The organism is Heyndrickxia shackletonii, from assembly GCF_001420715.1.
Taxonomy (GTDB): Bacteria; Bacillota; Bacilli; order Bacillales; family Bacillaceae_C; genus Margalitia; species Margalitia shackletonii.
Map to the genome: position 1 here is coordinate 2,656,755 of NZ_LJJC01000004.1, position 26,068 is coordinate 2,682,822.

Here is a 26,068-nt window from a genome sequence, read left to right on the forward strand (position 1 = left end):
TTAACCTCTGCTTCCTAATTTTCTTTTCATCAAAATAAACGCAAAGACCGGTGCACCTATTAATGCAGTAACCACACCAATTGGGAGTTCTGTTGGTTGGATAATCGTTCTTGAAATCAAATCAGCCAAGATTAAAAAACCTGCTCCAAATAGAATCGATAATGGCAATAGCTTCTTATGATTTGGTCCCCATACGATACGAATGAAATGCGGGATCACCAAGCCGACAAATCCAATGGAACCCGAAACGGAAACTGCAGCCCCAGTTAATATCGATCCTGCGATTAACACGAACAGCTTTCTTTTTTCTACATTCACCCCGAGATGATACGCCCGTTCTTCTCCAAGTGACATAGCATTTAACTCCTTGATGTTTGTTAAAAGCAACAAAGACCCAATAAGAAAAAAAGGCAAGATAATATTCACATAGCTCCATCCGCGCATAGAGACACTGCCAAGCAGCCAGCCAATGATTTGCCGTAATTCATCCCCTGTTAAAGCAATGATTAATGAAATAAAGGAACTAAAAAAAGAACTAAAAATAATCCCAGTTAAAATAATGGTCTCTACTTTCATCGCTTTCTCCATTTTGCGAGCAAATAACAAAACACAAAAAATCGTGAAAAAGGAGCCAACGATACTCATAAATGGTAAGGTCAAGAGCCCCAAAAATGGTATGGAAATATGAAAGAAAAGGGTTACCACTGCACCGACGGAAGCACCAGACGAAACACCAAGTGTATACGGGTCTGCCAACGGATTGCGCAGCAAGCCTTGGAAAGCTGCTCCAGCGATCGATAAAGAGGCACCAACCATTCCCGCTAGTAGCACTCTGGGCATCCGGATATCCATTACAATATTGCTATTCATAGGGTCTGCTGAATCCTTTAAGGGAATATGTAAAATGGCTGATCCTATAATTTGGATAATTTCATGAATTGGTACATATACAGTTCCCACTGCGATTCCAATAATGATAGAGAATAGTAGAAAGACACATCCAAGAAAATAGGGAAAAATTATGCTATTTCTTCCCATCTTTTGTATAAAAGTAAGTTTTGGCAGTATTAATCAGCTCCTTTTTAAAGGAAAACAAGGCTATCTAAACAACCTTGTTCCCATCCTTTCATCTATTTCATTCACTATTATTTTCTTTACGTTTCCCATCACGAAATACCTTGGCACTTCTTATATATTCAACATCACTTTTTCCTGAACGATGATTAATCACTCGCGCCAAAGCAAAAAAATAGTCTGATAGACGATTTAAATATCGCTGTGCAAGCGGAGGAACGCTGTTGTCGGTTTTCGAAAGGGTAACAACAAGACGTTCAGCACGACGTGTGACCGTTCTCGCAATATGGATCGATGCCGCTGCCTTTGTGCCTCCTGGTAAAATAAATCTTTCTAATTTTGGAGTACTGGCAATATACTCATCTATTTTCGTTTCCAGATAATCAATCATTTCCTGCTGTAATTTGTAAGGGCGCTTCATCGTTTTATTCGCAAGGTCTCCGCCGCAATCAAATAATTCATGCTGAATTTTCTCTAATTCTTCTAAAATATCACCAAACAAATTGGGATCCAGTTCCGCCATCGCTTGTCCAACAAAACAATTCGCTTCATCAACCGTTCCATAAGCCTGAACACGAATATCATCTTTATCAACCCTGCCGCCTATGATGCTGGTTTGCCCTTGATCACCTGTTCTCGTATATATACGCATTTTTTCTCCTCCCTTTTGTTTCTCCGCCATTATTATTTAAAATTATCGGGATAAATCGCCTTTGCCATTTCTTGCAAGCCGTCCGCAAGACGTGGTCCAGGTCTTGATACCTCATCCGAATCAACATTATAGACACGTTTGTTTTTCACTGCTGATACCTCTTGCCATCCTTTTCGTTTTACTACCTGATTGACTGCATCCTTCACATAATACCCGTATGTAAGAACAATGACATTCGGATTTGCTTTCACAGCTGCTTCCTCGGAAAATGGAATCCAACCTGCTTTGTCATCCGCAATATTCTTTGCACCTAATAGATTGACCATCTCATTCATAAAGGTTCCTGTCCCAGTTGTATAAATGTTTGGAGGCGCAGATACTTCAATCCAAACCTTTTGAGGATGATCTTTTGCGATTTTTGACGCTTCCTCTTTTATGTTTGCTACTTTGGACTTCATTCCATCGATGATATCCTCTGCTTTTTCCCGTGTCCCTGTCACTTTTCCAATCATTTCAATTGATTTATATACATCTGTAAACGAGGTGGCATCATTGACAACGACAACTTTAATACCATTGTCCTCCAATTGCTTGAGGCCTTCTTGAGAGTTATGTGCATCTGAAGCGGTAGCAAGTACAACATCCGGTTTCAAAGAAATCACTTTTTCGATATTAATATCTTTCCCGCCAACTTTTGTTTTGTTTTTGACTTGCTCGGGATAATTATCATTATCAGAAACCCCAACAATTGCTTTATCTAAGCCAAGGGCGAACGCGGTTTCTGTATTGCTTGGAATCAGCGAAACAATCCGTTTTGGTTTATTCTTTATTGTAAGCTTATTCCCAACCCCGTCCGTAATCGTAATAGGAAATCCATTGGATTTCGTCGTATGCTTACCAGCATTGTTGTTTTGCTGATCTGCCCCACATCCTGCAAGGACAAAAATTAATAGTAAGATAGATAAGTAATTCAGTAGCTTTTTCATGTGTTAACCCCTTTTGCGATAGTATAAAAGCATAAAAAAAAACATCTCCTAAATCTAGGGATGTCATGTAAAAAAAAACGTAAAAAATAATAGTGTTTTGTAAAAAACACTAAAAACGTTTCGTAAACACCCCCTATCCGCGTAGGTTCATTGGTGCACTCAAAAATCAGACAGGTATCCTGGCTCATGATCATTGCTTACTGTACCTTCCCGTGTATTTTTACATACATAGTGGTCATTACAGCTTGCTCCCATTTACAGTGGCGGGACCGCGTTGGCTTTTCACCAATCTTCCCTATTAAACCTTCCAAATGAAGGTATCTGATTTCGCTGCTAATATGAAATTGTAAACCAACATCATTATACAGTATTTTTTCCGAATTTCCTATATTTTAATAATTTTACACGAATAGAATGTTTCACATAAGAAAAGGACAAGCGCCTTACTCATCCTTATAAAATTTCCTTGATTTTAGCTATTTCAATTCCTGCATCTTTTAAGCTATCAGAAATATATCTAGCAAAGTCTAATGCATTGGCTCCGTCACCATGGATGCAAATGGTATCAGCTTGGATTGGTACATTGATACCTTGAAGGGATGTAACTTTTCCTTCCTTTACCATTTGGATTACTTGGTTAACGGCAGCTTCGTGGTTGGTAATTAGTGCTTGCGAATCCGTTCTTGGGGTTAACGAGCCATCTTGTTGATACGTGCGGTCGGCAAAAACTTCATTTGCCGTGCGCAGACCGATTTTCTTCCCAGCTTTGACGAGTTCTCCTCCTGCCAGACCAAATAATATAAGCTCTGGATCTACTTTGTAGATAGCTTCTGCAATGGCTTCCGATAAAGGAGCACTTTTTGCTGCCATATTATATAGAGCCCCGTGTGGTTTCACGTGCTGAATTTTCCCGCCTTCCGATTTGGCAAACGCATAAATGGCTCCTATTTGATAAACAACAAGATCATATGCTTCTTGTGGCGAGATTTGCATGCTTCTTCTGCCAAAACCGACTAAGTCCTGCAGACCGGGATGAACACCAATCCCTACATTTTTTTCCATCGCTAATTGGACAGTTTTTCTAATTGTCGCGGGATCTCCTGCATGAAATCCGCATGCAATATTTGCTGAGGTGATAAAATCAAGAATTTCCTCGTCTCTACCTAGCTTGTATGCTCCAAAGCTTTCTCCCATATCACAATTTAAGTCCACCTTAGTCATGTTTATGCCTCCCTCTTAAATTTTAGTAATATACCTTTTTTAAGCTCTTGAATTTTTCGTTCTCTTTCCATAAGTAATTGCTCGGCCACTTCATGTTCAATTTCTGAAAAGCGAAGTCGGTCTCCAGGCTTCGCTTGAGCCAGTAATGGCAAATCAACAGTAGCAACTTGCCCTATTTTCGGGTAGCCCCCTGTCGTTTGGCGGTCAGCGAGTAATATAATAGGGTTCCCATCTGATGGTACTTGGATGGTTCCGAAGCTAACGGCCTCCGATAGCATTTCCTTCGGTTCCTTCAACGCTAATGTTTCTCCCTTTAAACGGTAACCCATACGATCCGATTGAGTGCTTACTTCAAATGTCTTGGAAAAAAAGTCCTTTTGACTCTGATTTGTAAATAAAGAATATTGGCGTCCCTTCATTACACGAATCGTTTGATCTGTTTTAAAGGAAGGGATAAATTTCGATGCAACCGACCATTCCATTTCCAAAAAAGATCGGCTCCCTGCCTGTTTCTTCATTTGCAAAATAATTTTTGATGAAAGTGGACTTGGCTGATTTACGGAAATATGGTCCCCTGTCTTTAAAGCACGTCCATTAAATCCGCCTATCCCTGCATTTAAATACGTTGACTTACTCCCCATTACAGTCGGTACTGAAAATCCTCCTGCAACTGCAAGGTTCACACGACATCCTGCTTTTGCCGTACCAAATCGAAGTTCACTGCCTTTCTTCACATATACCGTTCTCCACATTGGAACAGGTTTTCCATTTATATGAGGAGACATATCTCCACCACATATGGATATAAGTGTATCCTCATGAATTTCTAAAACGGGACCTAGGAGTGTAATCTCTAATGTCGGAGCATTTTCTTCATTCCCTACCAATAAATTCGCTATTCGATGTGCAACCGGATCCATGACCCCACTGACAATAACCCCATATTTTTGATATCCGTAGCGTCCTATGTCTTGAATACTTGTTAGAAGTCCGGGCTTTTTAATTGTAATCATGCCTCTTTGCCCTCCCATTCTACGTATTCTTCATAACTGATTGGTTTAAATCGAACTTTGTCACCTGCATTTAACAAGCTTGGTACTTCATCTTTCGGACGAAATAGCTTTATAGGAGTTCGGCCAATAAGCTGCCATCCTCCAGGTGTTTCAATTGGATATACACCTGTCTGTTTGCCGGCAATTCCAACCGTTCTCTCAGGAATCTTCAAACGGGGAGATTGTAATCTTGGTGCTGCAATCTTCTCTGACATTCCTCCAAGATAAGGAAATCCCGGGGCAAAACCAATCATATAGACGGTATATTCAGCTGAAGAATGGATATTAATAACTTCCTCCGTTGTTAATCTATTAATACTGGCAACCGTTTCTAAATCGGGACCAAACTTTCCTCCATAACATACAGGAATTTCGACTACCCGTGACTCCACCTGTTGCCTTAAGCTTATTTTTGATAAAAGCTGCTGTAATTGCTGACAGACAAAATCATATGGAGACTTCGCATTGATTATATTCATTATTTTAAAAGGATCATAGAAAATGGTGATAGTCGAAAACGCAGGAACGTATTCAATCATCCATTCAAATGGATGTTCATCTAAAAAGGAAGAAATGGCATGAACTTTTTCTTGGGTTTCTAAGTTCAAATCATTTCCCAGTTCTATCATAACCGCGTTTTCCCCTAATGGATGTAAGCGATAATCCACCAACATTCCCTCCTTACTTTTATAATCGCAACAATATTTTTCAACGTTAGATCAAGTTAATGAAATTGATATTATTATACTATTATATTGTATTTAAAACATTTTAACAATTTTAAGTTATCATAGCTTTTAATTTTTATAGCAATTCCAAAATAAAAAGAAGGAACGATTAAAAAACCTTTTCAGACTATTTAAATTGTGGTAACATTCTAATATTCACAAAATAATATTTTGATATAATTTTTTCAACATTTACTCGAAGAAAGAAGGGTTTATATGGTTTTAATTGGTGTTGCATTAATCATCATTGGTTTTGCCCTTAGATTAAATTCTCTCGTAGTCGTAACGGTTGCCGGTTTAGTAACTGGTTTAATTGCTGGTATGCCTTTAAAAGATATTATTACCCAATTCGGCGAAGCATTTACGACGAATCGCTATATGTCCATTTTAATTGTTACGCTTCCAGTGATTGGACTTTTAGAAAGAAGCGGATTGCAAAACCAGGCAGGACATCTTGTCTCGAAAATAAAAGCCGCTACAACTGGCCGAATTCTTACAATCTATTTATTGATTCGTGAAATCGGTGCTGCTCTTGGCTTAAATAGTATCGGCGGGCATCCGCAAACAGTAAGACCGCTTATTGCCCCAATGGCAGAAGGTGCTGCAGAAGCGAAATACGAAGAGGTTCCAGAAAAAGAAAAAGAAGAAATTAGAGCACATGCTGCTGCTGCAGATAATATCGGACTCTTTTTCGGCGAGGATATATTCGTAGCAGTTGGCGCCATTTTACTCATGAAAGGTTTCTTTGATCAAAATGGTATTAAGGCAGATCCTATCTCCATGGCACTTTGGGGAATTCCAACAGCTATCTTCGTCTTCATTATCCATTCTATTAGACTATATTTATTTGATAAGAAGTTAGATCGTAAATTAGGAAGCAAAGCGAAGAAGGTTAATCCGATCAGTAAAAAGGATGTGAGCAAATGATTTTTTCTGTTGAGTTCATCTATATTATAATGGGTATAATTGGATTGTGCTGCTCCATCTACACCTTTTTAGATAAAGCAAATCCACGTCGAATTTTCTCTGGATTATTCTATTTCCTTTATTCTCTTACTCTATTATTAGGGAAAGTTATTCCGCCTTTTTACATCGGTATAATGGTTATCTTGATGGTGCTGATCGTTGGAATGGGCGGTCTTCGTAAAGGAGAATACGGAGAAGCATCCGATCAACACCGTGAAAAACGGCGTAAGCGTCTTGGGAATCTATTATTTATCCCTGCGTTATTAATACCGATTTTAACGGTAATTGGCTCGAAGCTATTAGTAAACATGAAACTAGGGACATTGCAGCTATTAGATCCAGCTAATCCAACTTTAGTTTCCCTGGGAATTGCATGTATTATCGCTATCATAACAGCCATGGCTTTAACAAAAAGCACACCTAAAACGGCGGTTAAAGAGTCTAGACGTCTATTAGAAGCAATTGGCTGGGCAGTAGTACTTCCACAACTATTAGCTACGTTGGGTACGATTTTCACATCAGCTGGAGTTGGCAAGGTGGTATCAGATGTTGTATCGAAAGTAATTCCTGAAAATTCTTTATTCTGGGTCGTATTTGTATTCTGTATCGGAATGGCGCTATTCACAATGATCATGGGAAATGCGTTTGCAGCGTTTCCAGTGATGGCAGCGGGAATTGCTATTCCGTTGTTGATTAAACAATTCGGTGCCAATCCAAATCAAATTGCAGCAATTTCGATGTTTGCCGGTTATTGTGGAACACTGATGACTCCAATGGCAGCGAATTTCAATATTGTACCCGCAGCACTATTAGACTTAAAAGATAAAAATCATGTTATTCGAGTTCAGGTTCCTACTGCTTTATTCGTGTTAGCGTTTAATATTGTTCTTATGTATTTTCTAATTAAATAGGAGGAATGCTCAGATGGGAAAAAAAGTTCTAATCACCGGGTTTGATCCATTTGGGAAAGATGTTGTCAATCCCGCTTTGGAAGCAGTGAAGAAATTAGAAGGCAGAAAAATCGATGATGTGGAAATAGTTACCCAAGAGGTGCCGACAGTCTTTCATGAATCCATCAAAGTGGTGACTCAAGCTATTGAAGCAAACCAACCTGATGTTGTTATTTGTGTTGGTCAAGCAGGAGGCCGGACCCAAATAACTCCTGAACGTGTCGCAATAAATATTGATGATGCCCGCATTCCTGATAATCGAAATAATCAACCGATTGATGAACAAATTGTAGAAGATGGCCCCGCTGCCTATTGGTCAACCCTGCCGGTGAAACGAATCGTTCATCATATGAGAGAAGCTGGAATACCAGCAGCAGTCTCTAATAGTGCCGGTACATTCGTTTGTAATCATCTCTTCTATGGATTAATGAACTATTTGGAAAAAAATGCTCCACATATTCGAGGAGGCTTTATCCATATCCCATTCATTCCTGAGCAAACCGTTCATAATAATGCTCCAAGCTTAGGGCTGGATACGATAGTAAAAGCTCTTGAATTGGCTGCGGTAGTTGCAGCAAACGAAAAAGAAGATATCCGAGAAATTGGCGGTACGATTAGTTAATATTTACATTAAGAAAGAGCAAATTCTTTTCGATATTTTTCAACCAGTCAACATCCTATTTTTGTTGGCTGGTTTTCCCATTTTATATGGGGAATCTTCAATAAATACCCTTTAAACTTACAAAGCGTTTCTGCAAAAATTCCTTTATCCCCTATGCTGTATCTCTTTGAATTCCCCTAACATACTGAGAAAGAAATAAGCACATTTACCTATCTGTATTTCTGGTAAAATAACAAATAAAAGGAGGAAAATGTAAATGGAAATGCAGACGGACGGAAAGCGTGGTTTTACTAATCAATTGCCAAAGTGGGCAATTGTAGCTCATATAGTGCTTATCTCTTTTTTGTTTCTTTTTGGGGTAGGATTACTGTATATATCGATTAAAGAATGGATCATGGACGGAATGGGTCTGTCTATTTTCTTATTGGTGCTTAGTTTCATTCCACTCGGACTTTCTTGGTTCAGTTATAGGAATCTTAAAATCTACCTAGATTTTATTGTTAAAATTAACCTTACTGATCAAGGATATCAATATTATTTTAAAGATAAAAAAAATAATCATGAAGAATATGTTCTTCTCCCATATGACAAGATTAACTATGTTTTAATTGGGGTGGATTACCAAACAACCTACAGAAAAGTCCCTGGTCGAGAGATACCCAAAACGATTTCATTAAGAATGGCTAAATTGATGATATATGGGCTAAGTTCGAATAATGAACAAAAAGTTGTATGTTTTAGTCACGGGGAGCAAGCCACATTGGATGAATGGCTACAAGTGTTTCAGGAGCACAATGTAACCATTTTCCAGACGGGCAAAGCGTTAACATCCATTCCCAACACACCGGAAGCAGTAGAACAAGTACCAAAAGAGGTTTTTGAAGGAAGACTCCCCTTTGTCATTGGGTCAGAGTCTAAAGATACGAACAATGTGTTTGTGACAAAAGAGCAAAAACAACTCGAAGAAATACAAATCCGGAAACGCCAAAAAAAGAGCATTATTTTTATTACCATACTCTCCTTGCTACAAATCATGATTATATGTTTTTGGTCTCCCTATTGGGATATTACAGGAAAGGAATTTTCGGATTACAACGGTAACTTTTTTGCTATTGTTTTCACTTATTTATACCTTCTTTTTATGTATTTATATATAAAAAGAGTTAAATGGTACTTCCCAATAAGAGATGCCATTATTCTCGCAGTTGGTATTTTGATTGGCAGCTTTCTGTCAGCAGACCCTCGCCACTCATTTCACATTGCTGTTATTAAGTATTTGTACATCATTTGTGGGTGGTTCCTTTTTGTGTACTATGCCATCCAATTATATAAATGGTTTCAAGGCAAACAAAAGAAAATAAAAAAGAAAGAAGACGGAGCAGGGTTTTAAGTCTAACAATGCTCTTCTTCCTCTTTTCACCGTACATATTACATCACTAATGAAGGATGTGATCTAATTTTTATTTTCGAATACTGATCGCGACCTTTTCTTTTACCTTTGCAATATTCTCCATCTTATTGTCCCAGCATTTTTGACTTAAATCGACCGGGTATTCTTCCGGATTCAAGGATCGCTTATATTCCTCCCATAATAAATTCAAGTTATTTTTTACAAATTGTTGAATTTCCCTTATGTCTGGAAGATTATAGACCAGTTTTCCGTCTACAAAAATGTCATGATGAAGTTCTTTCGCTTCGAAATTGGTGACAAACTTTTTAATATAAGTATGAATAGGGTGAAACATTTTTAGTCGCTCTTCCTGCTCAGGTTTTTCATCTTCCATGGCAATATAATCGCCTTCTGATTTATGGTTAATCCGATTAATGATCCGATAAATTTTCTTCAATCCGGGAGTGGTTACTTTTTCAGGGTTTCCTGAAATTTTGATCGTATCTACCATTTCCCCATTCTCATCTTCAATCGAAACCAATTTGTAAACTGCGCCCAAAGCAGCTTGGTCGTAGGCTGTTATCAGTTTCGTGCCGATTCCCCATCCATCAATTCTTGCACCTTGGGATTTTAAATTAATAATGGTGTATTCATCCAAATCATTTGATGCAATTATTTTTGTCTTTTTAAAACCAGCTTCATCTAACATTTTTCTTGCTTCTTTTGAAAGATAAGCCAAGTCTCCGCTATCAAGGCGAATCGCTTTAAAATTAATTTTATCTCCAAGTTCTTTCGCTACTTTTATGGCAGTTGGTACACCGGATTTTAACGTTTCATATGTATCAACTAAAAAGGTACAGTCCTTATGTCGTGCTGCATATTTATGAAACGCTGTATACTCATCCCGATATGCTTGAACCATGGCATGAGCATGAGTACCCGATACAGGAATCCCAAATAGTTTTCCTGCTCTTACATTGCTTGTTGCCTCAAATCCTCCAACAAAAGCTGCTCTCGCTCCCCAAATTGCTGCGTCCATTTCTTGTGCACGCCTTGTTCCAAATTCGATGGCAGTATCGTCACCGATAACTTGTTTTATTCTCGACGCCTTTGTCGCGATTAGCGTTTGATAATTAACAATGTTAAGCAGTGCCGTTTCGATTAATTGTGCTTCGGCAAGTGGAGCTTCTACACGCAGAATCGGTTCATTTCCGAATACTAACTCGCCTTCTTTCATAGCTCTCAACTTACCGGTGAACTTCAATGTTTTCAGATAATCTAAAAAGTCCTCTTCATAACCTAGTTCATCCCGCAAATAAGCAATATCACTTTCACTAAAATGAAATTGATTCAAGTACTCAATGATTTTTTCCAAGCCTGCAAATACAGCGTACCCGTTTCCAAATGGAATCTTTCGAAAATAAAGCTCAAACACCGCTTTACGATTATGAATATGATCATCCCAATAGGTTTCCACCATGTTCACCTGATATAAGTCTGTATGAAGTGCTAAGCTATCATCCGGAAATTTGTTTAACATCGGTTCCCTCCAAATGTTAATATATTATTGTACTTATCTTTCCATAATTCCCTTTCAGCAAATGTGCATTCAAAAATTATTTGTTCACAATGATTATTAATGCTCATTTTATTATTTTCATCACCACATGTTTATAGATATTCTTGATGATTCATGTTTTTAATTAGACAAATTATGCGAATATTACGTAAGCTTTATTGAATCTAATTAAACGAAAAGGACAGATTAGCTGTCCTTTATACTGTTACGGTGTTTAATTCTGTTAATTGATAAGCATTGTCGGCTGTAATTGCCTTCATTAGCTCGATGTTGCGGTAATGATGAGTGAAGAAGATAATCTGTGTTTGTGTTGATAGCTCTAATAAAACTTTTAATGTTTCCTTCGACCGATCATCATCAAAATGAACCAGGATGTCATCTACAATAAATGGGATTGGTTCATTTTCTCGAAGATAATGTTCCATACTTGCAACTCTTAATGATAGATAAAGTTGATCTGTTGTCCCGTCACTCATGCCGGAAACCTCTACCATTTCGTCTTGATTACGAACTCCCATTATTACCGGTTGGTCTTTTTTGTCGTACTCTACGGTTATTCCGTCAAAGGAACCTAATGTTAATCGACGGAAAATCTCACTTGCCCGATTTAATATAGGACTTTGATTGCTTTCTCGGTAAAATTCAATCCCTTTTTGCAATAAAATAGAGGCCAATTTGTAAGTAACGTACTCTTCTGTGTAATTTGCTATAGCAGCTAACTTGCTTTGCTTTTCCTCTGCTGCCTTTACTGACTCGAAGCTCGCTCCTTCGATTTTTTCCAAGTACTCATTTTTCACAACCCCATGAGCTTGTTCTATTTCCGAACGGGTTTGATCTAATGCATATAATTGTTTCTGAATGTCCTCTAATTCCATATCTAATGTATCTTTATTGGCAAGATCCGCCTCTTCCAAAAGCTCCTCTAGCATCCGGCCATTGCCTAATTCAATTATTTGCTCCTCAATTAATTGAATTCTCCCTTGAATATCACACTTTTGTTTAAAAGCTGACTCGATTTTTTCCAATTCTTCGATTGAATCACAGCCTGCCTGTTTTAGCAATTTTTCTAGGGCACTGTTTGCCTCCGTCATTTGGAGTTCTGCCGCTTTTATCTTCTCATTTGCTTGGGCAATCTGTTTATTTAGATTTGCAATGTCCACTTGATCCTTTTGAGCTTGTTGCAACACTTTAAATAAATCTGAAACAGCAAGATCCATCGCATGTGGAACTAGATTGGTCAAAACATTTTGTTCCATGCTTTTTACACTGGTTTCAAATGTTGAAATCCGTTCTTCTATAGCAATGATGTCTTTTTCAGTCTGTTTCAGTTCATCATAGTGCTGAACACAAGCTTCAAATGTCTCTAACAGTTCTTTTACAACATTTGGCGAGGTTTCTTTAGCGATACCCAATTTTTCAATCGCTTTCTCCCAGTTTACTTGCCAGTTTTTTAAGTTTTCTGCTGCACGGTTCCTTTTGTCACTGGCAAGGTCAAGCTTTCCGGTTACATTTTTCAACGTTTCTTGCAAATGATCCCGCTTATTTTTCTCATCTGTTAATCGTTTTCTTGTTTGTTCAGCAAAGTGCACTACATCCTCAAGGGTAGAAAATTCAGTACTAGTTCCAAGTACGGCAAGTGTATTTTTTAATAGTATGAAAAGATTAGTCTGTTTATCCTTTATATCCTTTAATTGTGCTAACGTAATTTGTTTTTTATGATTTAATTCCAGAATCGTATTATATTTATCCAGCCATTCCAACATTTCATCCGGAGTTAGCGGTTCTATCTTCGCGGATTGCCAATGTTCTTTCCACTGTTTTTTCCAAACGTCCATTTTTCCGTTTGCACATTCTAATTCAGATGTAAGAGTTTGAACTTTATTTTTACCTGCTTCAATATCAGCAAGCAGCTTGTTTTTTTCCCCAACTTTTTCTGCTTCGGTGCGCAGCTTGTCCGCAATCTCATCTGTTTTTTGGATGCTCTTCTCAAATGCCATATCAATTGGAAGGCCATTTGAAAATTGAGCAAGTACCGTTTGGTCAACATCACCTGTATTCAGCTTTTGGCGTATCACAAGCCAGCCTGTATCTCGATGGCTTCTTGCTCCATCAAGCTCTGATATAGTTGGAATATCTGTAAGGGACTCCAGTTCGCGAATTCTCTTTTCATATTTTTCAATAGAAGCATTTTCATCCCCTATTTTTTGATTCAATTGCTGAATGTCATGGTAAATTTCCTCATATTGCTTTTGAAACTTCTTCACGGTTTCTTTCAAATTTGGCACTTTTAATCGCAGTAATTCATCCGTTGTTCCATCAAAAAGTGGTAGATTACGAATGAGTTCGGAAATTTGATGTTCGATTTGATGCAATTCAGTTTGTTTTTCATTTAATATTCTATCTAGATTACCTTCTGCTTTCGCCTTATCGATAACAGATTCTAAATCTCCGAGATTCACAACTTCATTCAATTGTTGAAATTCGAATTGACTATTCTTTCTTTCCTTTTCAAGAGATTCATATTCTTCCCTTGCGTTTTTTTCGCCCGCTTCTAGGACTGGCTTTTGTTCTGCCAATTCGCGTATCGTTTTTTTCAGTTCAGCATTGACCCTGTATTGTTCAACAATGTCAATATTAACGGTTTCACGTCCCAGTTCCTTTAACTTTGCAAAGATGGTTTGTTCTAATTGTCGGTATTTTCCTTTCAGAACAGGAAGCTGCTTTACATCTTTTTGGTAACTGGAGCTATCCCGATATAAAGATTCAATCAACGTCTTTTGTTCAAGAATTCCATCTGGAATAATAATATTTTGCAATAACCGTACAGTTTTTTGCAGTTCTTCTTCTGCATTTTTCTTAGCGGCTTTTGCTGCTTCTAATTTTTGCGAATTTTCCTTGCGAAGTTCTTCCATTCCTTCCGGTAAGTCAGGTACAGTAGCTAACTCCTTATATTTTTCAAGCAGTTCCTTGCGAAGTGCGATTTTCGGCAAGGTTTGCTTCAAACGTTTGTATTTATTTTCCTCTTTTGTTAATTGTTTTATATCTTCTTTTAGCTTTTCAATTTCTTTTTTACCTTCTAAAAACTTTCGTTCAAGATCTTTCCAGTCTTGTATTTTCAATTGATTTTCGGTAATTTTTTTTGTTAAGTCTTTTTCTTCTTTTAAAGCACTGTTTATGGCAGTTTTAGATTTATTTTTTCCATAAAGATTGCCTGTCCTGGATTCTAATTCCTCCAAAACGTTTCGAAGTGCATTGATTCCCGACGCGGCTGAAAATAAGCTTTGCGATACATTTCCATCACTCTGTAACAGGCTTTCCCCGCCTTCTCTTAGTCGGACATGATCTAATGCGAACATATTTGTAAATTGCTGCTCTGATATTCCATTTAAAAAGGATGCAACGATTTTCTCATCAAGTGGATTGTTATTTACATCCAATACCGTATTTTTCGTTCCTTTTCTGCGGGTAAATTGCAGTTTCTCGCCATTTTCTTTTTGCAGTTCTCCTTCAATTCTTAGCTTCGAATTGCTGTGGAGAAAAGCATCTGTCGTTTGTCTCGGAAAACCATATAAATAGTTTGAGATGGAACGCAGGATCGTGCTTTTCCCGGCTTCATTCGGGCCATATAATAAATGAAAATTTTTATTTTCATCAAAAAATACATGGTAATCCGTGAAATGACCAAATGCCTGTAAATTTAAATAATTTATTTTCATGCCGTTTCCACCCCAGACTTTGTCGTTAAGTAGTGCAAAATTAACTCCTCTACTTCTTTTAGCCTATTGGTAAGAATTGTCGGATTAGAGAAATCAAAAGCATCTTCCCCGCTTTTGAGCTCATTAGGCAGTGCAGATTGCAAATCTTTAAATTCCTGAAGCAACAGCTCGAATATTTCTTCGTTCTGACTAAGCCCTTCAATGTAGTCTAGTATACTTGCAATTGGGCTGCTTTTTTCTCTTAATTCCTCAATATCCATTTTTCGGGTTGTTTCGATTTTTACCTTTTCGATCCAAATATCCCCATATCCTACTTCTAGGGCCAGTGAACGCAAGTTATTGATGACATGCTCTCTATCTACTAATAAAGCCTGGTGTGCATCCGTAGATCCGGTAATTCGGATGCGAATGGCTAAGAATCTGCCTTCCGAATCTTGATAGAGTTCCTCTAGTTTTTCTCGTGCCGTTATCACGATATCTTGCACTGTTTCGCAAGAGGAAGCATCTACTGAACAAACTTCCCATCGAAGCACATCTAAGTCTTGATGCTCATAGTGATGAATTTGACCATCCTTTACAGTTACAATCGTACATCCTTTTTGTCCGGTCTCCTTGATGTGTCGTCCTTGAATATTTCCGGGAAAGATGATAACGGGATTTTTTTCATGGAGTACTTCTCTTAAGTGGATATGCCCTAATGCCCAGTAATCGTAGCCTTTTTCCTTTAAATCATCTAAAGAACATGGTGCATAGCTTTCATGACCTTCACGACCTGTCGCGCTCGTATGTAATAGACCAATGTTTACATACCCTTCCATTTTAGATGGATAGGCTTTTGCGATATTTTCCGTTACAGCTCGTGAGGCAAATCCTTGTCCATGTAAAGCAACTTGCAGCTCTTCCATTATAAAAGTCTCAGGTTTATCAACCGAGAATTCGATGACATTTTCCGGCAGCTTTAATTCTTTTGTGATCAAGTTTGCCGCATCATGATTTCCGCGAATGAGGAACACTTTAATATTTTCCTTTTGCAATCGGCTCATTTGGCTGATAAAAAATAAACCGGTGTTATAATCCTTCCAATCCCCATCATATAAATCACCTGCAATGACAAGGAATGCAACGTTTCTTTCAATTGCTACATCTACTAAATGTTGAAATGCCTCTCGCGTCGCATTCCGTATTTTCTCGACAGGAGCCCCTTCATACTTTTCCAAGCCTCTTAATGGACTGTCTAAATGGATATCGGCTGCGTGAATAAATGTAAATTCCAAAGCTATCCCTCCTTGCTAACAACCAATGTCATTTCATTCTATTTTTCTTCCATTTTACCATAAGAATCGACAATTTTAAGAAATTGATAGAATGAAAAATCTTTTACTATTTTTAACAATCTACCATATTCGAATCGTCCTTTTTTAAGCACAGTTACAAATCATTACTTACGATAGCATTATTTATTCTATAAAACGTAAAAAAAGCCGCCATAAGACAGCTCTCCGTAACGTCTAGCAATTATAGATAATTAAATCACTTGCCCCTCATATGGAATATAGGGCATTTGTAAGAAATTATACAACGCAACGTCCTCTACTCTGTTCAAATAAGCATGCAAGCTATCTGACAACATCAAATTAATAGGTGAACCTTTTTCATTAATGAGAATAATAGGTTTTTGAAACGCATAGGCATACCCGATTTCGAAAGCAGTACCGCTATCAACATTCGATCCTTCAAAATCATGGATAGCCACTACAACATCCGCTCTCCGCAGAAATTTAAGATCGTTATGAAAGGTAGCTCTTCTCCATTCCTTTGAGCCAAATTTTAGCTGTTCAAATTGATGAAATCTGGCTGAAAAAATATCTATTACATAAGGATTCCTCATTAACGCATTTTCTAATCTCTGCACCCTATCAATTTGCTCTTGATTAAAAAAAGGGCTTGCAATAAATACCCTCACCACTTTTGATTTCACATTTTCCATTAAATTGGCATCCTCCTAATAAAATATCCAATCAACTAACAGACCCATAACATTATATGGATGAAAATGCTGCTGAATGTCATAAAGATTCTTCTGATACTCTTAATGTGATAAAAACAATCTATAGGATGGTGGTTGAACAATCCAAACACATTTCTTAGATAACATGTATCCCCCTACTTAAATCATATTTAGGAATGATATGAATAGAAAAATAGGTTATAGTAAAATATATTGTATTTGATGGTTTTATTTTTTTTAAGGAGAATAAAGCATGAAAATATATGTCGATGCAGATGCTTGTCCAGTAAAAAATATCGTTATTTCTGAGGCAACTGGGGCAGATATTCCCGTTATACTTGTTACAAGTTTTCCTCATTATTCATCGGAGGTTTATCCTGAAGGTGTCGAAACTATTTATGTAGATACCGGTGCTGATGCTGCGGACTATCGTATTATGAAGCTTGCTCATAAGGGAGATCTCATTATCACTCAAGATTATGGACTTGCTTCTCTTGGATTGGCGAAAGGATGTACCATCATACATCATAAAGGATTTCTTTATACCAACGAAAATATCGATCAATTATTGCAATCCCGATACTTAAGTGCCATGGAAAGAAAAAGCGGGAAACGTACAAAAGGTCCTAAAGCATTTACAAATGAAGATCGTGAGAAATTCAGGCAGATGTTCAGAAAGATAATTGGCCTGGAATAATATTTAATGGATGGGGGAGTTTTGGATATGAATCGATGTGGATGGGTAAATCAAGATCCTATTTATCTTGATTATCATGATCATGAATGGGGTGTTCCAGTATATGATGACCGCTTGCTGTTCGAATTTTTAAACCTGGAAGGAGCACAGGCTGGTCTAAGCTGGTATACGATTTTAAAGAAAAGAGACAATTACCGGAAAGCATTTGACAATTTTGAAGCAAAAAAAATCATTACTTACGATGAGAAGAAAATAGACGAGCTTTTACATAACGAAGGGATTGTCAGAAATAAGCTAAAAATTAATGCAGTGATTACCAATGCGAAGGCATTTTTAAAAGTAGTCGATGAATTCGGCTCATTTCGAGATTATGTGTGGTCTTTTGTTGGCGGCAAACCGATTCAAAACCACTTCAATGATTTAAGTGAAGTACCTGCAACAACAGAAATCAGCGATAAAATGAGCAAGGATTTAAAAAAACGCGGTTTCAAATTTGTCGGTTCCACGATTTGCTATTCGTTTATGCAGGCAGCTGGTTTGGTGAATGATCATGTTGTTACATGTGATTGTTATAAAAAAATCCACTCATTAAAATAGAAAAAAGGACAATTTAGTCCTTTTTTTATTCATCCATAAAGGTATTTATCCACTTCTTCAAGCTCAAACAAGCCGCATTCTTTTATAAAGTTGGATAAAATTTCGACATGTGCTGCTCCTACAATAAGCAGGATGCGTTCATTGGGACTTGTAGCCAGATCTGCAAGATTAGAAAACATGATTAGATTTCGTTGTACAGTAGCTAATTGATTTAAAATAAATTCTATTTTTTTCTACAAACATACACCATCTGGTAACTATCATTTGTTATCGGTTCTTCATTCCAATTTTTATATACATCGATTATCTCGAAACCATTTTCCTTGAGCAATCTTTCCATTTCTTTAGGAAAAACATACCGTAATTTGATATTGGTTGTTTTTATGTCCATTACTTCCCCGGTGTCACTGATATATTTTCTTAACGTAATATAATGTTGAATTTGATTTAGGGGATCATAGTTACTTATCGTGTATACATCTACTTTTTTCTGATTGTCTTGATATGACTTCCAAAACTCTTCCGTGCTTGGTTGCAATAATTCCTCGTTACTCGGAAACCTTATCCCAAAGATAAAGATTCCGTTTTGTATTAAATGTTTGTTCACCGAAGTGAGCAATCTATCTTGATCCTCGTTCGTTAGAAAATGTTGAAAGGAATTATCGACCATATAAATAAACTCACTCTTCACGTTCAAATCAAGACTAGTACAATCTTGTTCCACCCAATTAATTGGTAAATGGAGTTTTTCAGTTTTTCTTCTCGCCGTAGCTAACATTCCTTTATGTATATCAACACCTATCATCTTATACCCTTTTTCTGCAAGCGGAATGGTAGCCCGTCCTGTCCCGCATGCTAGATCAATAATTGGGCCCAACTGATTTAGTAGCCCATTTTAATAAGAGAGGTATTTCATCTGTATAATCATCATTTTCCTTATCGTATAAAATAGGATCTTCGTATTCTTGAAAATTATCTTTATCCATAATGTTTCCTCCCGATTGAACGTATTGTTTCCGTCATATATTTCGCAAACTCGATTAATTGTTTCTGATTCCAGTCAATTTGAATACTGGGATTAGTATATTGTGATAGACTTGCACTTACTAGTTCTTTATAGGAATCAGGAACATTCCTTAATCCCCATTCTCCACCTTCTTTTTTCGAGGAGACGACACCCTCTTTTAAATAGAAAAGAACTCTGCACAGATTTAACGTGTAATATACTGGATCACGCACAATTTCCTGAACAGCATTATCTACATCGAAAAGTATAGACTGAAGATAGTACTTTCGATCAATCGCGTTAAATACCTCATGAATCGGAGCACCGTATAAACATCTTCCCCTTTCATACGTTACCACGAAATGCGCAGCTAAATCCGGATCCACTGAATCACTACAAAGGTAATTCTCATCCAATAAGTATCTCTCCCTATGCATCTCGGAATAATGAAGCTCGAATGGTGTAGGATACTGAAACTCTTGTACGTCCCTTTCTAGTAAAATACTCATCTCCAGCTTATATTCAGTTAATTCCAAAATATCCCTAATTATATTTTGCTTTTGGTTGATCGTTAGTGTTTCTTTCACAACGATTAAAACATCAACATCACTTTTTGCTGGTTGAAAACACCCCATTGCTAATGACCCATGCAAATAAATTCCTACTAGATTAGTCCCTAATCGATGCTGAAATAAGGAACATACTTCATGCAAAAATTTTTCTATAGACATATTCCATCCTCCCCCTTTTATAGAAAAAAATGATGGCTCGTAAAAGCCATCACCATGCAACCTAAATACTTTTCACGATTTTTTCAATCTGTTCGTTTACATTCTCATTGGTAAAACCGCCATGATAACAAATAACGGATTTAATATCATAGTCAAGGAATCTTTCTAATGACTTTAAAGCAGTTTCCATATCAGGAGTATTCCGAGGAACTGGTCCTTGCAATGTGCCATTTCCTATCACCATGGCATCCCCTGTGATAAGTGTTTTACTTTCTTGTAAATATAGGCTTATATGGCCAGGTGTGTGTCCAGGTGTGAAAATTACTTCAATACCTCCGCATTCCGGAAGCACTTGACCATCTTCTAAAACATAATCAACGTTTGCTTTCGGAGGATTCAAATATAGAGCTTTCATTGGCTCTGGAAGAGACTCCCAAGCTTCCTTACTAAGTCTATTTGGATCCGCTTTTATCATATGTTTTTCGCCTTCAATATAAGGCTTATCCTCTTTATGAGCATATACATCAATTTTCCAGTCACATTCTTGTAGAATCTCTGGTAAACTTCCAATATGATCTATATCTTGGTGTGTTAAGATTACTGCTTTTAATTTTCCGAACGGAACTCCGGCATTTTCAAACGCGGTCTGAAGTGCTTTTACCTGTCCAGGCATGCCAGTATCCACTAATATTGCCTTTTCTTCATCCCAAATCAAAGTAGGATTGATTTGAAAACCCTGGATATTTAACTCAATCATTTCCACATTTTTTGCTACTTTCATACTTTTTTCCTCCTAAGGCAACATTATATAAAATTCCCATAAAAAAATGGTTCCAACTTGAAGTATAAACCGTATACTTTATGTAGTTCACCTTACATATTCTATCATAATTACAAAAAATCCTTTATCAATTGCTTTTTGAAACAGGAAAAGGAAATGAGAAGTCCGCTATGATTATACATTCACTAGATTGGCTATAATTTTAGTAGAAATGGAGGAAGGAAAAAATATGGGTCGTTTTCTTATGCTTGTTATTTGCGTTGCTTTAGGTGTTTTTTCCTGGCCAACTATTAAAGACTTTTTACATAAAAAAGATTATCAGGAAAGTATTCATTCCCTGCAGTCTAAAATAAATAATTTAAAACAAAATGCAACCGTTATAGCTGGTTCCGATAAGGTGAAACAATTATTGGATCAGCTTGGTTCGGATAATAGTAATCAATCTAAAGCCGAAACAAACCAGGACAAAGTTTCATTAGAAACTCCAACTAAGCATATCTTTTCTGTCGATAATATAGAACTTGGTGATACCAAAAAAGATGTTGAACATCGCGCGGGAACTCCAAAACGAACCAGCCTTAATGAGTATGGTGAAAATTGGAATACTTATCATCAGCATTATCAACAGTTTTTTATGGCTATGTACGATAAAAACAATAAGGTGATTGGGTTATATACGAATCAAAATTTGATTTCTTCTACAAACGGAATTAAAATCGGCGTCACCAAACAAATAGTTCGGGAAAAGCTCGGCACCCCACTTACCGGCATTCAAAAGGGATTTACCATTTATCAATTTGATAAAAAAAGCGATTATGATGTGTTTTTGGTCGATGGTGCCTATGTAACGATTTTTTATGATAAATATCAGCAAAACAGAGTAACTGCCATTCAATTGATTAACAAAAAAGTAGAACAAGAGAAAACAGGGTTCTATACTAAAGCAAGTACTGCATTAAAAACAGGCTTTGAATATCAATTATTTGATTTAACAAACGCTTCTCGCGTGGTGCATCATCTACCTATTTTATCATGGGATCAGCATGTTCAAGTAACTGCACGGGATCATAGTTCAGATATGGCCGAACATAACTATTTCGATCATAACGACCTAAAAGGAAGATCACCGTTCGACCGAATGCAACAGGATCATATCACTTTTCTTTTAGCTGGCGAAAATATTGCTTACGGACAGCTTAGCAGTATATTTGCCCATGAAGGTCTAATGAATTCACTCGGACACCGGGAAAATATACTTCAGAAGAATTATCAATATTTAGGGGTTGGAGTTGCATTTAACCAAGAAGAACAGCCATTTTACACGGAGGATTTTTATTCAAAATAGTTTATGCATGTAGATTTTAGTATGAACACCGTGTATTTGGCAATAGTAAGTAGGAGCATTTATTTGCTCAAAACTTCGTCGGGAGTGATGTATCATGGCTAGAAACAAACTTTTGGTTCCTGGTGCAGAAAATGTTCTGGATCAGATGAAGGAAGAAATCGCCAATGAGTTTGGAGTTCAACTTGGTGCTGATACGACCGCTCGAGCTAACGGTTCAGTCGGCGGCGAAATGACCAAACGTCTTATTGCTTACGCTGAACAAGCATTAAGAAATCAACAAGGTCAATAAACTTGTGATTTCAAAAGTAAAGGGTGTCCTAGTAAGATTAGGACACCCTTTGTTTATGTTATTCGTAGGACTGTGCGTACAACTTGTACCGGAATTTTCCCTCGGGTTGGTCTTTTGAATCTTTATAAAGACATTTTTTTAATGAGTAGGTCTTTTGAAACCGTATAAAGATCCCCTTACACAATAAAAATAAAATATCCCAAAAAGGCAAGACATAATACATAAATTAAAGGATGAATTTCTTTCCATTTTCCAAGCGCGATCATGGTTATTGGATAAAGGATAAACCCTAGTGCAATTCCAGTTGCTACACTTGAAGTAAGTGGCATCATAATTATCGTTATAAATGCAGGAATTGCAATTTCAATGCGATTCCAATTTATTTGTTTTACTTGCGCTGCCATTAATGCCCCGACTATAATCAAGGCTGGAGCTGTAACCTCAGATGTTACAATGGATAGTAAAGGTGAAAAAAATAATGCGATGAAAAAGCACACAGAAATAATGACAGAAGTAAATCCTGTTCGGCCTCCTGCTGCAATACCCGCGCTCGATTCCACCATTGATGCTGTCGTAGAAGTTCCGAGAACAGAACCAACAACAATAGATGCTGAATCAGCTAATAAAGCTCTACCAATATTCGGTATTTTATTATCCTTTATTAAACCCGCCTGACTTGCAATAGCAATTAAGGCCCCTGCTGTATCAAAAAAGGCAACAAACAAAAAAGTAAAGATGACTGCCAAAACTTTTGGACTTAAGATTTCATGTAAATGAGAAAATACTGCTCCAAAAGTCGGAGATAGACTTGGTATTTCACCAACAATATGAGTAGGTTTATCAATTACTCCCCATATGATCCCGATAATCGTTGTAATGACCATTCCATAAAAAATTGCCCCTCGAATACGTCTCATCATCATGATGATGGTGATGATAAATCCGATAATGGCCAAAATAGTTGTTGGCTTTGCTAAATTTCCTAAAGAAATAATGGTATCATGATTCGAAATAACAAGACCCGCATTTTTTAGCCCGATAAAAGCAACAAAAAAGCCAATACCACCAGAAATGGCATATTTCAAATCCTCTGGAATAATGTTAATGATGATTTCGCGAATTTTAAATAAGCTTAACAAAATAAAAAGAATACCTGCGATAAAAACCCCAGTTAACGTTGTTTGCCATGGAATTCCCATCCCGATACAAACAGAAAAGGTGAAAAAGGAATTTAAACCCATACTAGGAGCAATTCCTATCGGGAAATTTGCTAACAATCCAATTAAAAGGGATCCAATAATGGCAGATAACGCGGTTGCAGTGAAAACCGCACCTTTATCCATTCCCGCTTGACTTAATATTAACGGATTGACTACTAAAATATATGCCATCGATAAGAATGTAGTTATTCCTGCTACTGTTTCTTGCCTATAAGAAGTATGGCGCTGATCAAAATGAAAAAAAGCTTTCACAAAAAAATCCTCTCTTTCTATAAGAACAATACATCTTGTACCAATTAGAATAGCCGCAAAAGTATATAATATGAGCAAAACTTTAATGGATCGATTTTGTTGATTTACAAGTAAATCGTTTTTTTTTGAATGAATATAAAGAATAATTACAACATCAAAAGATTTTCCCTATTCCATAGAATAGAAGAAAGAATATAAAAAAAGCCCCCGCATATTACGGAAGCTGCCATTATGATTCAGAAGTTTTATGTTATGATTATGATATTATTTTTAAATATAACAAAACTCCTGTAGTCAAGCCATTTACGGCAGCTTGGTAGAAACAATTAGGCCGTATTCCTAATCATATACAAGACATGTTGTTAATTATACTGAAAGTGACACTTAATACAATATAATCCTATAAACTGTAATTAATCTAATTTTTCATACAGGCAATAATTCCTAAATTACTGAATCGTAAATAATAATTCATCCACCGCCAGGAATAATTCAGGCACTTTTGGCAAATATTCAGCCAAAAGCAAAAACACAGCCCAATCGAGTAGGAGGAGGTGACTAACCCCCGACCTCTCACACCACCGTACGTACGGTTCCGTATACGGCGGTTCCATTTATGTCTGACGTAGTTGAGAATATCTCACATAAAGACTCTTCAGCCCTCGCATCTCCCAATAGGAGTTTGTGAGGGTTTTCTGTAGGATTGGGCTTCTGGCTATTCTCCAATATTTCTTTCTAGAGTTTCCCCATTCGTATGCCTTCTCTTTTGGAATCCCTAATCCAATGAGTTTTCTTACTTTGGTTTTTGGTTTCTTCCATTCTTTCCATTGGCACATTCTGAGACGCCTTCTAATCCATTCGTCTAATTCTTTGAAAATAGTGGGTGTATCTGCTAATGCATAATATCCGCACCAGCCAATCAAATATTGATTCAGCTTCTCTATTCTATAATCCATTGGAATTGGTTTTGACCTTGAAGTTAATTCTCGTATCCGTTTCTTGACACGTTGAATACTTTGGTTTGACATCCGCACCTTCGGTTTCTTATGAAATGTGAAGCTAAAACCTAAAAACTTTCTTTTCCAAGGTCTGTCTACAGCTGACTTTTCTCGATTCACCTTTAGTTTTAGAGTAAATTCAATGAAAGTAGTAATCGAGTCCATTACTCGCTCTCCGGCTCTTCTCGATTTTACGTAGATATTACAATCATCTGCGTATCGGACAAACTTGTGCCCTCTCTTTTCTAACTCTTTGTCTAGTTCATCTAGAACGATATTGGAGAGTAAAGGACTTAATGGTCCACCTTGGGGCGTACCCTCCTCGGATTTCGTTATGACTCCATTAATCATAATGCCAGACTGTAGATACTTCCGAATTAGTGATAGGAGCGTTCTGTCTTGAATCCTTTTGGATAGAGTCCGCATTAATCTATCATGATTGACTTTATCAAAGAATTTCTCCAAGTCCATGTCGACTACCCATCGGTATCCCTCTTCGATATATTTCTTCGCTTGTCTAACACCGTCATGACCTCGTTTGTTTGGTCGAAAACCATAGCTCTGTGTTGAAAAAGTCGGGTCGAAGATAGGGGTTAAAATCTGAGTAATCGCCTGTTGGATGAAACGGTCTGTCACGGTTGGGATACCTAATAACCTTACTCCACCGTTCGGTTTTGGGATTTCAACCCGACGGACAGGAGAAGGTTGATAAGTACCCTCCATTAAGGATGTTTTAAGTGTATCCCACGTTTCGAGAATATGTCTTCGTAGGTCTTTTACGGACATATTGTCTACTCCATGACTTCCTTTGTTCTTTTCTACTCGCTTTAATGCCAGTAAAAGATTTTCCCGTGACAGCATTCGTTCCATTAACATTGAGATTTATCCTTTCTACGTGAACAATACATTCTCATTAAGTGGGTTCTTTACTAAGCCCTCCCGAAGTCCCCCATGGAATTCACCATTTCTTCCTTTCAGGTAGGTTCCGTAAGAATTTTCTGCTTTCATACATAAAGAACCGTTTGCCGAGTGTTTGTTCTCCTAAAATGGTTCAGTCCTTCCTTGATTCTCTCGAGCAAACCAAGTACTACGACTTCGGCTGACTTCTGATTGTTCAGCTATCCATTACTAGATAGGTTACCAAGTGTACTTGGCGTATCAACCAGACCTCCCCGGGTAAGAGTGCAATCTTTCCTTCCATCTATCTG

General features: G+C 37.3%; 23 protein-coding genes, 1 pseudogene and 2 riboswitches. Of the genes and pseudogenes, 8 read left to right on the top strand and 16 right to left on the bottom strand.

From position 1 onward, the window contains the following. The 6 genes from AN964_RS12635 to pxpB all read right to left on the bottom strand — a co-directional run bounded on the left by AN964_RS12635 (position 1) and on the right by pxpB (position 5,653). On the bottom strand, positions 1–1,038 hold the full coding sequence (locus tag AN964_RS12635; RefSeq protein WP_083489339.1) for a FecCD family ABC transporter permease: 1,038 nt from the start codon (positions 1,036–1,038) through the stop codon (positions 1–3). A 97-nt stretch (positions 1,039–1,135) separates the two neighbouring features. Then, positions 1,136–1,726 (bottom strand): cob(I)yrinic acid a,c-diamide adenosyltransferase, encoded by a 591-nt coding sequence (locus tag AN964_RS12640; protein WP_055740020.1) that lies wholly within the window; start codon positions 1,724–1,726, stop codon positions 1,136–1,138. Between the two features lie 32 nt (positions 1,727–1,758). Beyond that, entirely contained in the window at positions 1,759–2,712 is a 954-nt protein-coding gene (locus AN964_RS12645) for an ABC transporter substrate-binding protein (RefSeq protein WP_055740021.1), read from the bottom strand. A gap of 152 nt (positions 2,713–2,864) precedes the next feature. Continuing rightward, positions 2,865–3,052, bottom strand: a riboswitch (cobalamin riboswitch). Positions 3,053–3,165: 113 nt separating this feature from the next. Then, positions 3,166–3,933, bottom strand: a complete 768-nt coding sequence (locus tag AN964_RS12650) for a LamB/YcsF family protein (RefSeq protein ID WP_055740022.1) — start codon at positions 3,931–3,933, stop codon at positions 3,166–3,168. 2 nt (positions 3,934–3,935) lie between these two features. Further along, positions 3,936–4,946 carry a 5-oxoprolinase subunit C family protein gene (locus AN964_RS12655; protein ID WP_055740023.1) on the bottom strand — a complete coding sequence of 337 codons (1,011 nt, stop codon included), beginning with the start codon at positions 4,944–4,946 and terminating at the stop codon, positions 3,936–3,938. After that, entirely contained in the window at positions 4,943–5,653 is a 711-nt protein-coding gene (pxpB, locus tag AN964_RS12660) for a 5-oxoprolinase subunit PxpB (protein ID WP_280513062.1), read from the bottom strand. Before pxpB ends, AN964_RS12655 begins: the two co-directional genes overlap by 4 nt. A gap of 276 nt (positions 5,654–5,929) precedes the next feature. Here pxpB and AN964_RS12665 point away from each other — a divergent pair, with 276 nt between their 5' ends. The 4 genes from AN964_RS12665 (at position 5,930) to AN964_RS12680 (ending at position 9,641) form a co-directional block, all read left to right on the top strand. Continuing rightward, positions 5,930–6,640, top strand: coding sequence for a DUF969 domain-containing protein (locus AN964_RS12665; RefSeq protein WP_055740025.1), 711 nt, complete (start codon positions 5,930–5,932; stop codon positions 6,638–6,640). Then, positions 6,637–7,590 (top strand): DUF979 domain-containing protein, encoded by a 954-nt coding sequence (locus AN964_RS12670; RefSeq protein WP_055740026.1) that lies wholly within the window; start codon positions 6,637–6,639, stop codon positions 7,588–7,590. The genes AN964_RS12665 and AN964_RS12670 overlap by 4 nt, the downstream gene beginning before the upstream one ends. A gap of 13 nt (positions 7,591–7,603) precedes the next feature. Further along, on the top strand, positions 7,604–8,251 hold the full coding sequence (pcp, locus tag AN964_RS12675) for a pyroglutamyl-peptidase I (RefSeq protein ID WP_055740027.1): 648 nt from the start codon (positions 7,604–7,606) through the stop codon (positions 8,249–8,251). Between the two features lie 256 nt (positions 8,252–8,507). Next, a complete protein-coding gene (locus tag AN964_RS12680; protein WP_055740028.1) occupies positions 8,508–9,641 on the top strand; it encodes a hypothetical protein in 1,134 nt (377 codons plus the stop codon). A 70-nt stretch (positions 9,642–9,711) separates the two neighbouring features. On the opposite strand, the gene AN964_RS12685 is transcribed toward AN964_RS12680, so the two are convergent. The 4 genes from AN964_RS12685 to AN964_RS12700 all read right to left on the bottom strand — a co-directional run bounded on the left by AN964_RS12685 (position 9,712) and on the right by AN964_RS12700 (position 16,923). Next, positions 9,712–11,181, bottom strand: coding sequence for a nicotinate phosphoribosyltransferase (locus tag AN964_RS12685; RefSeq protein ID WP_055740029.1), 1,470 nt, complete (start codon positions 11,179–11,181; stop codon positions 9,712–9,714). Between the two features lie 236 nt (positions 11,182–11,417). After that, positions 11,418–14,936 carry a YhaN family protein gene (locus tag AN964_RS12690; RefSeq protein WP_055740030.1) on the bottom strand — a complete coding sequence of 1,173 codons (3,519 nt, stop codon included), beginning with the start codon at positions 14,934–14,936 and terminating at the stop codon, positions 11,418–11,420. Beyond that, a complete protein-coding gene (locus AN964_RS12695) occupies positions 14,933–16,210 on the bottom strand; it encodes a metallophosphoesterase family protein (protein WP_055740031.1) in 1,278 nt (425 codons plus the stop codon). The genes AN964_RS12690 and AN964_RS12695 overlap by 4 nt, the downstream gene beginning before the upstream one ends. A gap of 251 nt (positions 16,211–16,461) precedes the next feature. Then, complete coding sequence (locus tag AN964_RS12700; protein ID WP_055740032.1) at positions 16,462–16,923, bottom strand: nucleoside 2-deoxyribosyltransferase; 462 nt, start codon at positions 16,921–16,923, stop codon at positions 16,462–16,464. Between the two features lie 274 nt (positions 16,924–17,197). On the opposite strand from AN964_RS12700, the gene AN964_RS12705 reads away from it, so the two are divergent. Further along, a complete protein-coding gene (locus AN964_RS12705) occupies positions 17,198–17,641 on the top strand; it encodes a YaiI/YqxD family protein (protein ID WP_055740033.1) in 444 nt (147 codons plus the stop codon). A 27-nt stretch (positions 17,642–17,668) separates the two neighbouring features. Then, positions 17,669–18,238 carry a DNA-3-methyladenine glycosylase I gene (locus AN964_RS12710; protein ID WP_055741236.1) on the top strand — a complete coding sequence of 190 codons (570 nt, stop codon included), beginning with the start codon at positions 17,669–17,671 and terminating at the stop codon, positions 18,236–18,238. 29 nt (positions 18,239–18,267) lie between these two features. Here AN964_RS12710 and AN964_RS26390 read toward each other — a convergent pair whose 3' ends face one another. From AN964_RS26390 to AN964_RS12725, 4 genes and pseudogenes are all read right to left on the bottom strand, one after another. Next, positions 18,268–18,465: a DUF5694 domain-containing protein gene (locus tag AN964_RS26390; RefSeq protein ID WP_367591785.1), complete on the bottom strand. Its 198-nt coding sequence runs from the start codon at positions 18,463–18,465 to the stop codon at positions 18,268–18,270. After that, positions 18,462–19,224, bottom strand: a pseudogene (locus AN964_RS12715) (class I SAM-dependent methyltransferase). Before AN964_RS12715 ends, AN964_RS26390 begins: the two are co-directional and overlap by 4 nt. Further along, a complete protein-coding gene (locus tag AN964_RS12720; RefSeq protein WP_055740034.1) occupies positions 19,217–19,975 on the bottom strand; it encodes an aminoglycoside adenylyltransferase domain-containing protein in 759 nt (252 codons plus the stop codon). Before AN964_RS12720 ends, AN964_RS12715 begins: the two are co-directional and overlap by 8 nt. A 61-nt stretch (positions 19,976–20,036) precedes the next feature. Continuing rightward, entirely contained in the window at positions 20,037–20,756 is a 720-nt protein-coding gene (locus AN964_RS12725; protein ID WP_055740035.1) for an MBL fold metallo-hydrolase, read from the bottom strand. Positions 20,757–20,985: 229 nt separating this feature from the next. On the opposite strand from AN964_RS12725, the gene AN964_RS12730 reads away from it, so the two are divergent. Both AN964_RS12730 and AN964_RS12735 read left to right on the top strand, forming a co-directional pair. Further along, complete coding sequence (locus AN964_RS12730; protein ID WP_055740036.1) at positions 20,986–22,101, top strand: CAP domain-containing protein; 1,116 nt, start codon at positions 20,986–20,988, stop codon at positions 22,099–22,101. Between the two features lie 94 nt (positions 22,102–22,195). Then, entirely contained in the window at positions 22,196–22,390 is a 195-nt protein-coding gene (locus AN964_RS12735) for an alpha/beta-type small acid-soluble spore protein (RefSeq protein WP_055740037.1), read from the top strand. Positions 22,391–22,566: 176 nt separating this feature from the next. Here the strand turns inward: AN964_RS12735 and AN964_RS12740 are convergent, their stop codons facing one another. After that, positions 22,567–23,862 (bottom strand): NCS2 family permease, encoded by a 1,296-nt coding sequence (locus AN964_RS12740; RefSeq protein WP_055740038.1) that lies wholly within the window; start codon positions 23,860–23,862, stop codon positions 22,567–22,569. A 271-nt stretch (positions 23,863–24,133) separates the two neighbouring features. Beyond that, positions 24,134–24,235: riboswitch (purine riboswitch) on the bottom strand. 241 nt (positions 24,236–24,476) lie between these two features. Then, the gene (ltrA, locus tag AN964_RS12745) at positions 24,477–25,736 is read right to left on the bottom strand and encodes a group II intron reverse transcriptase/maturase (RefSeq protein WP_055737770.1); all 1,260 of its coding nucleotides are present in this window, start codon (positions 25,734–25,736) and stop codon (positions 24,477–24,479) included. Between the last annotated feature and the right edge of the window lie 332 nt (positions 25,737–26,068).

Coding starts and splice junctions, on each gene's coding strand:
- AN964_RS12635 (WP_083489339.1), bottom strand. CDS start 1,038: ATGGGAAGAAATAGCATAATTTTTCCCTATTTTCTTGGATGTGTCTTT.
- AN964_RS12640 (WP_055740020.1), bottom strand. CDS start 1,726: ATGCGTATATATACGAGAACAGGTGATCAAGGGCAAACCAGCATCATA.
- AN964_RS12645 (WP_055740021.1), bottom strand. CDS start 2,712: ATGAAAAAGCTACTGAATTACTTATCTATCTTACTATTAATTTTTGTC.
- AN964_RS12650 (WP_055740022.1), bottom strand. CDS start 3,933: ATGACTAAGGTGGACTTAAATTGTGATATGGGAGAAAGCTTTGGAGCA.
- AN964_RS12655 (WP_055740023.1), bottom strand. CDS start 4,946: ATGATTACAATTAAAAAGCCCGGACTTCTAACAAGTATTCAAGACATA.
- AN964_RS12665 (WP_055740025.1), top strand. CDS start 5,930: ATGGTTTTAATTGGTGTTGCATTAATCATCATTGGTTTTGCCCTTAGA.
- AN964_RS12670 (WP_055740026.1), top strand. CDS start 6,637: ATGATTTTTTCTGTTGAGTTCATCTATATTATAATGGGTATAATTGGA.
- pcp (WP_055740027.1), top strand. CDS start 7,604: ATGGGAAAAAAAGTTCTAATCACCGGGTTTGATCCATTTGGGAAAGAT.
- AN964_RS12680 (WP_055740028.1), top strand. CDS start 8,508: ATGGAAATGCAGACGGACGGAAAGCGTGGTTTTACTAATCAATTGCCA.
- AN964_RS12685 (WP_055740029.1), bottom strand. CDS start 11,181: ATGTTAAACAAATTTCCGGATGATAGCTTAGCACTTCATACAGACTTA.
- AN964_RS12690 (WP_055740030.1), bottom strand. CDS start 14,936: ATGAAAATAAATTATTTAAATTTACAGGCATTTGGTCATTTCACGGAT.
- AN964_RS12700 (WP_055740032.1), bottom strand. CDS start 16,923: ATGGAAAATGTGAAATCAAAAGTGGTGAGGGTATTTATTGCAAGCCCT.
- AN964_RS12705 (WP_055740033.1), top strand. CDS start 17,198: ATGAAAATATATGTCGATGCAGATGCTTGTCCAGTAAAAAATATCGTT.
- AN964_RS12710 (WP_055741236.1), top strand. CDS start 17,669: ATGAATCGATGTGGATGGGTAAATCAAGATCCTATTTATCTTGATTAT.
- AN964_RS12720 (WP_055740034.1), bottom strand. CDS start 19,975: ATGTCTATAGAAAAATTTTTGCATGAAGTATGTTCCTTATTTCAGCAT.
- AN964_RS12725 (WP_055740035.1), bottom strand. CDS start 20,756: ATGAAAGTAGCAAAAAATGTGGAAATGATTGAGTTAAATATCCAGGGT.
- AN964_RS12730 (WP_055740036.1), top strand. CDS start 20,986: ATGGGTCGTTTTCTTATGCTTGTTATTTGCGTTGCTTTAGGTGTTTTT.
- AN964_RS12735 (WP_055740037.1), top strand. CDS start 22,196: ATGGCTAGAAACAAACTTTTGGTTCCTGGTGCAGAAAATGTTCTGGAT.
- ltrA (WP_055737770.1), bottom strand. CDS start 25,736: ATGTTAATGGAACGAATGCTGTCACGGGAAAATCTTTTACTGGCATTA.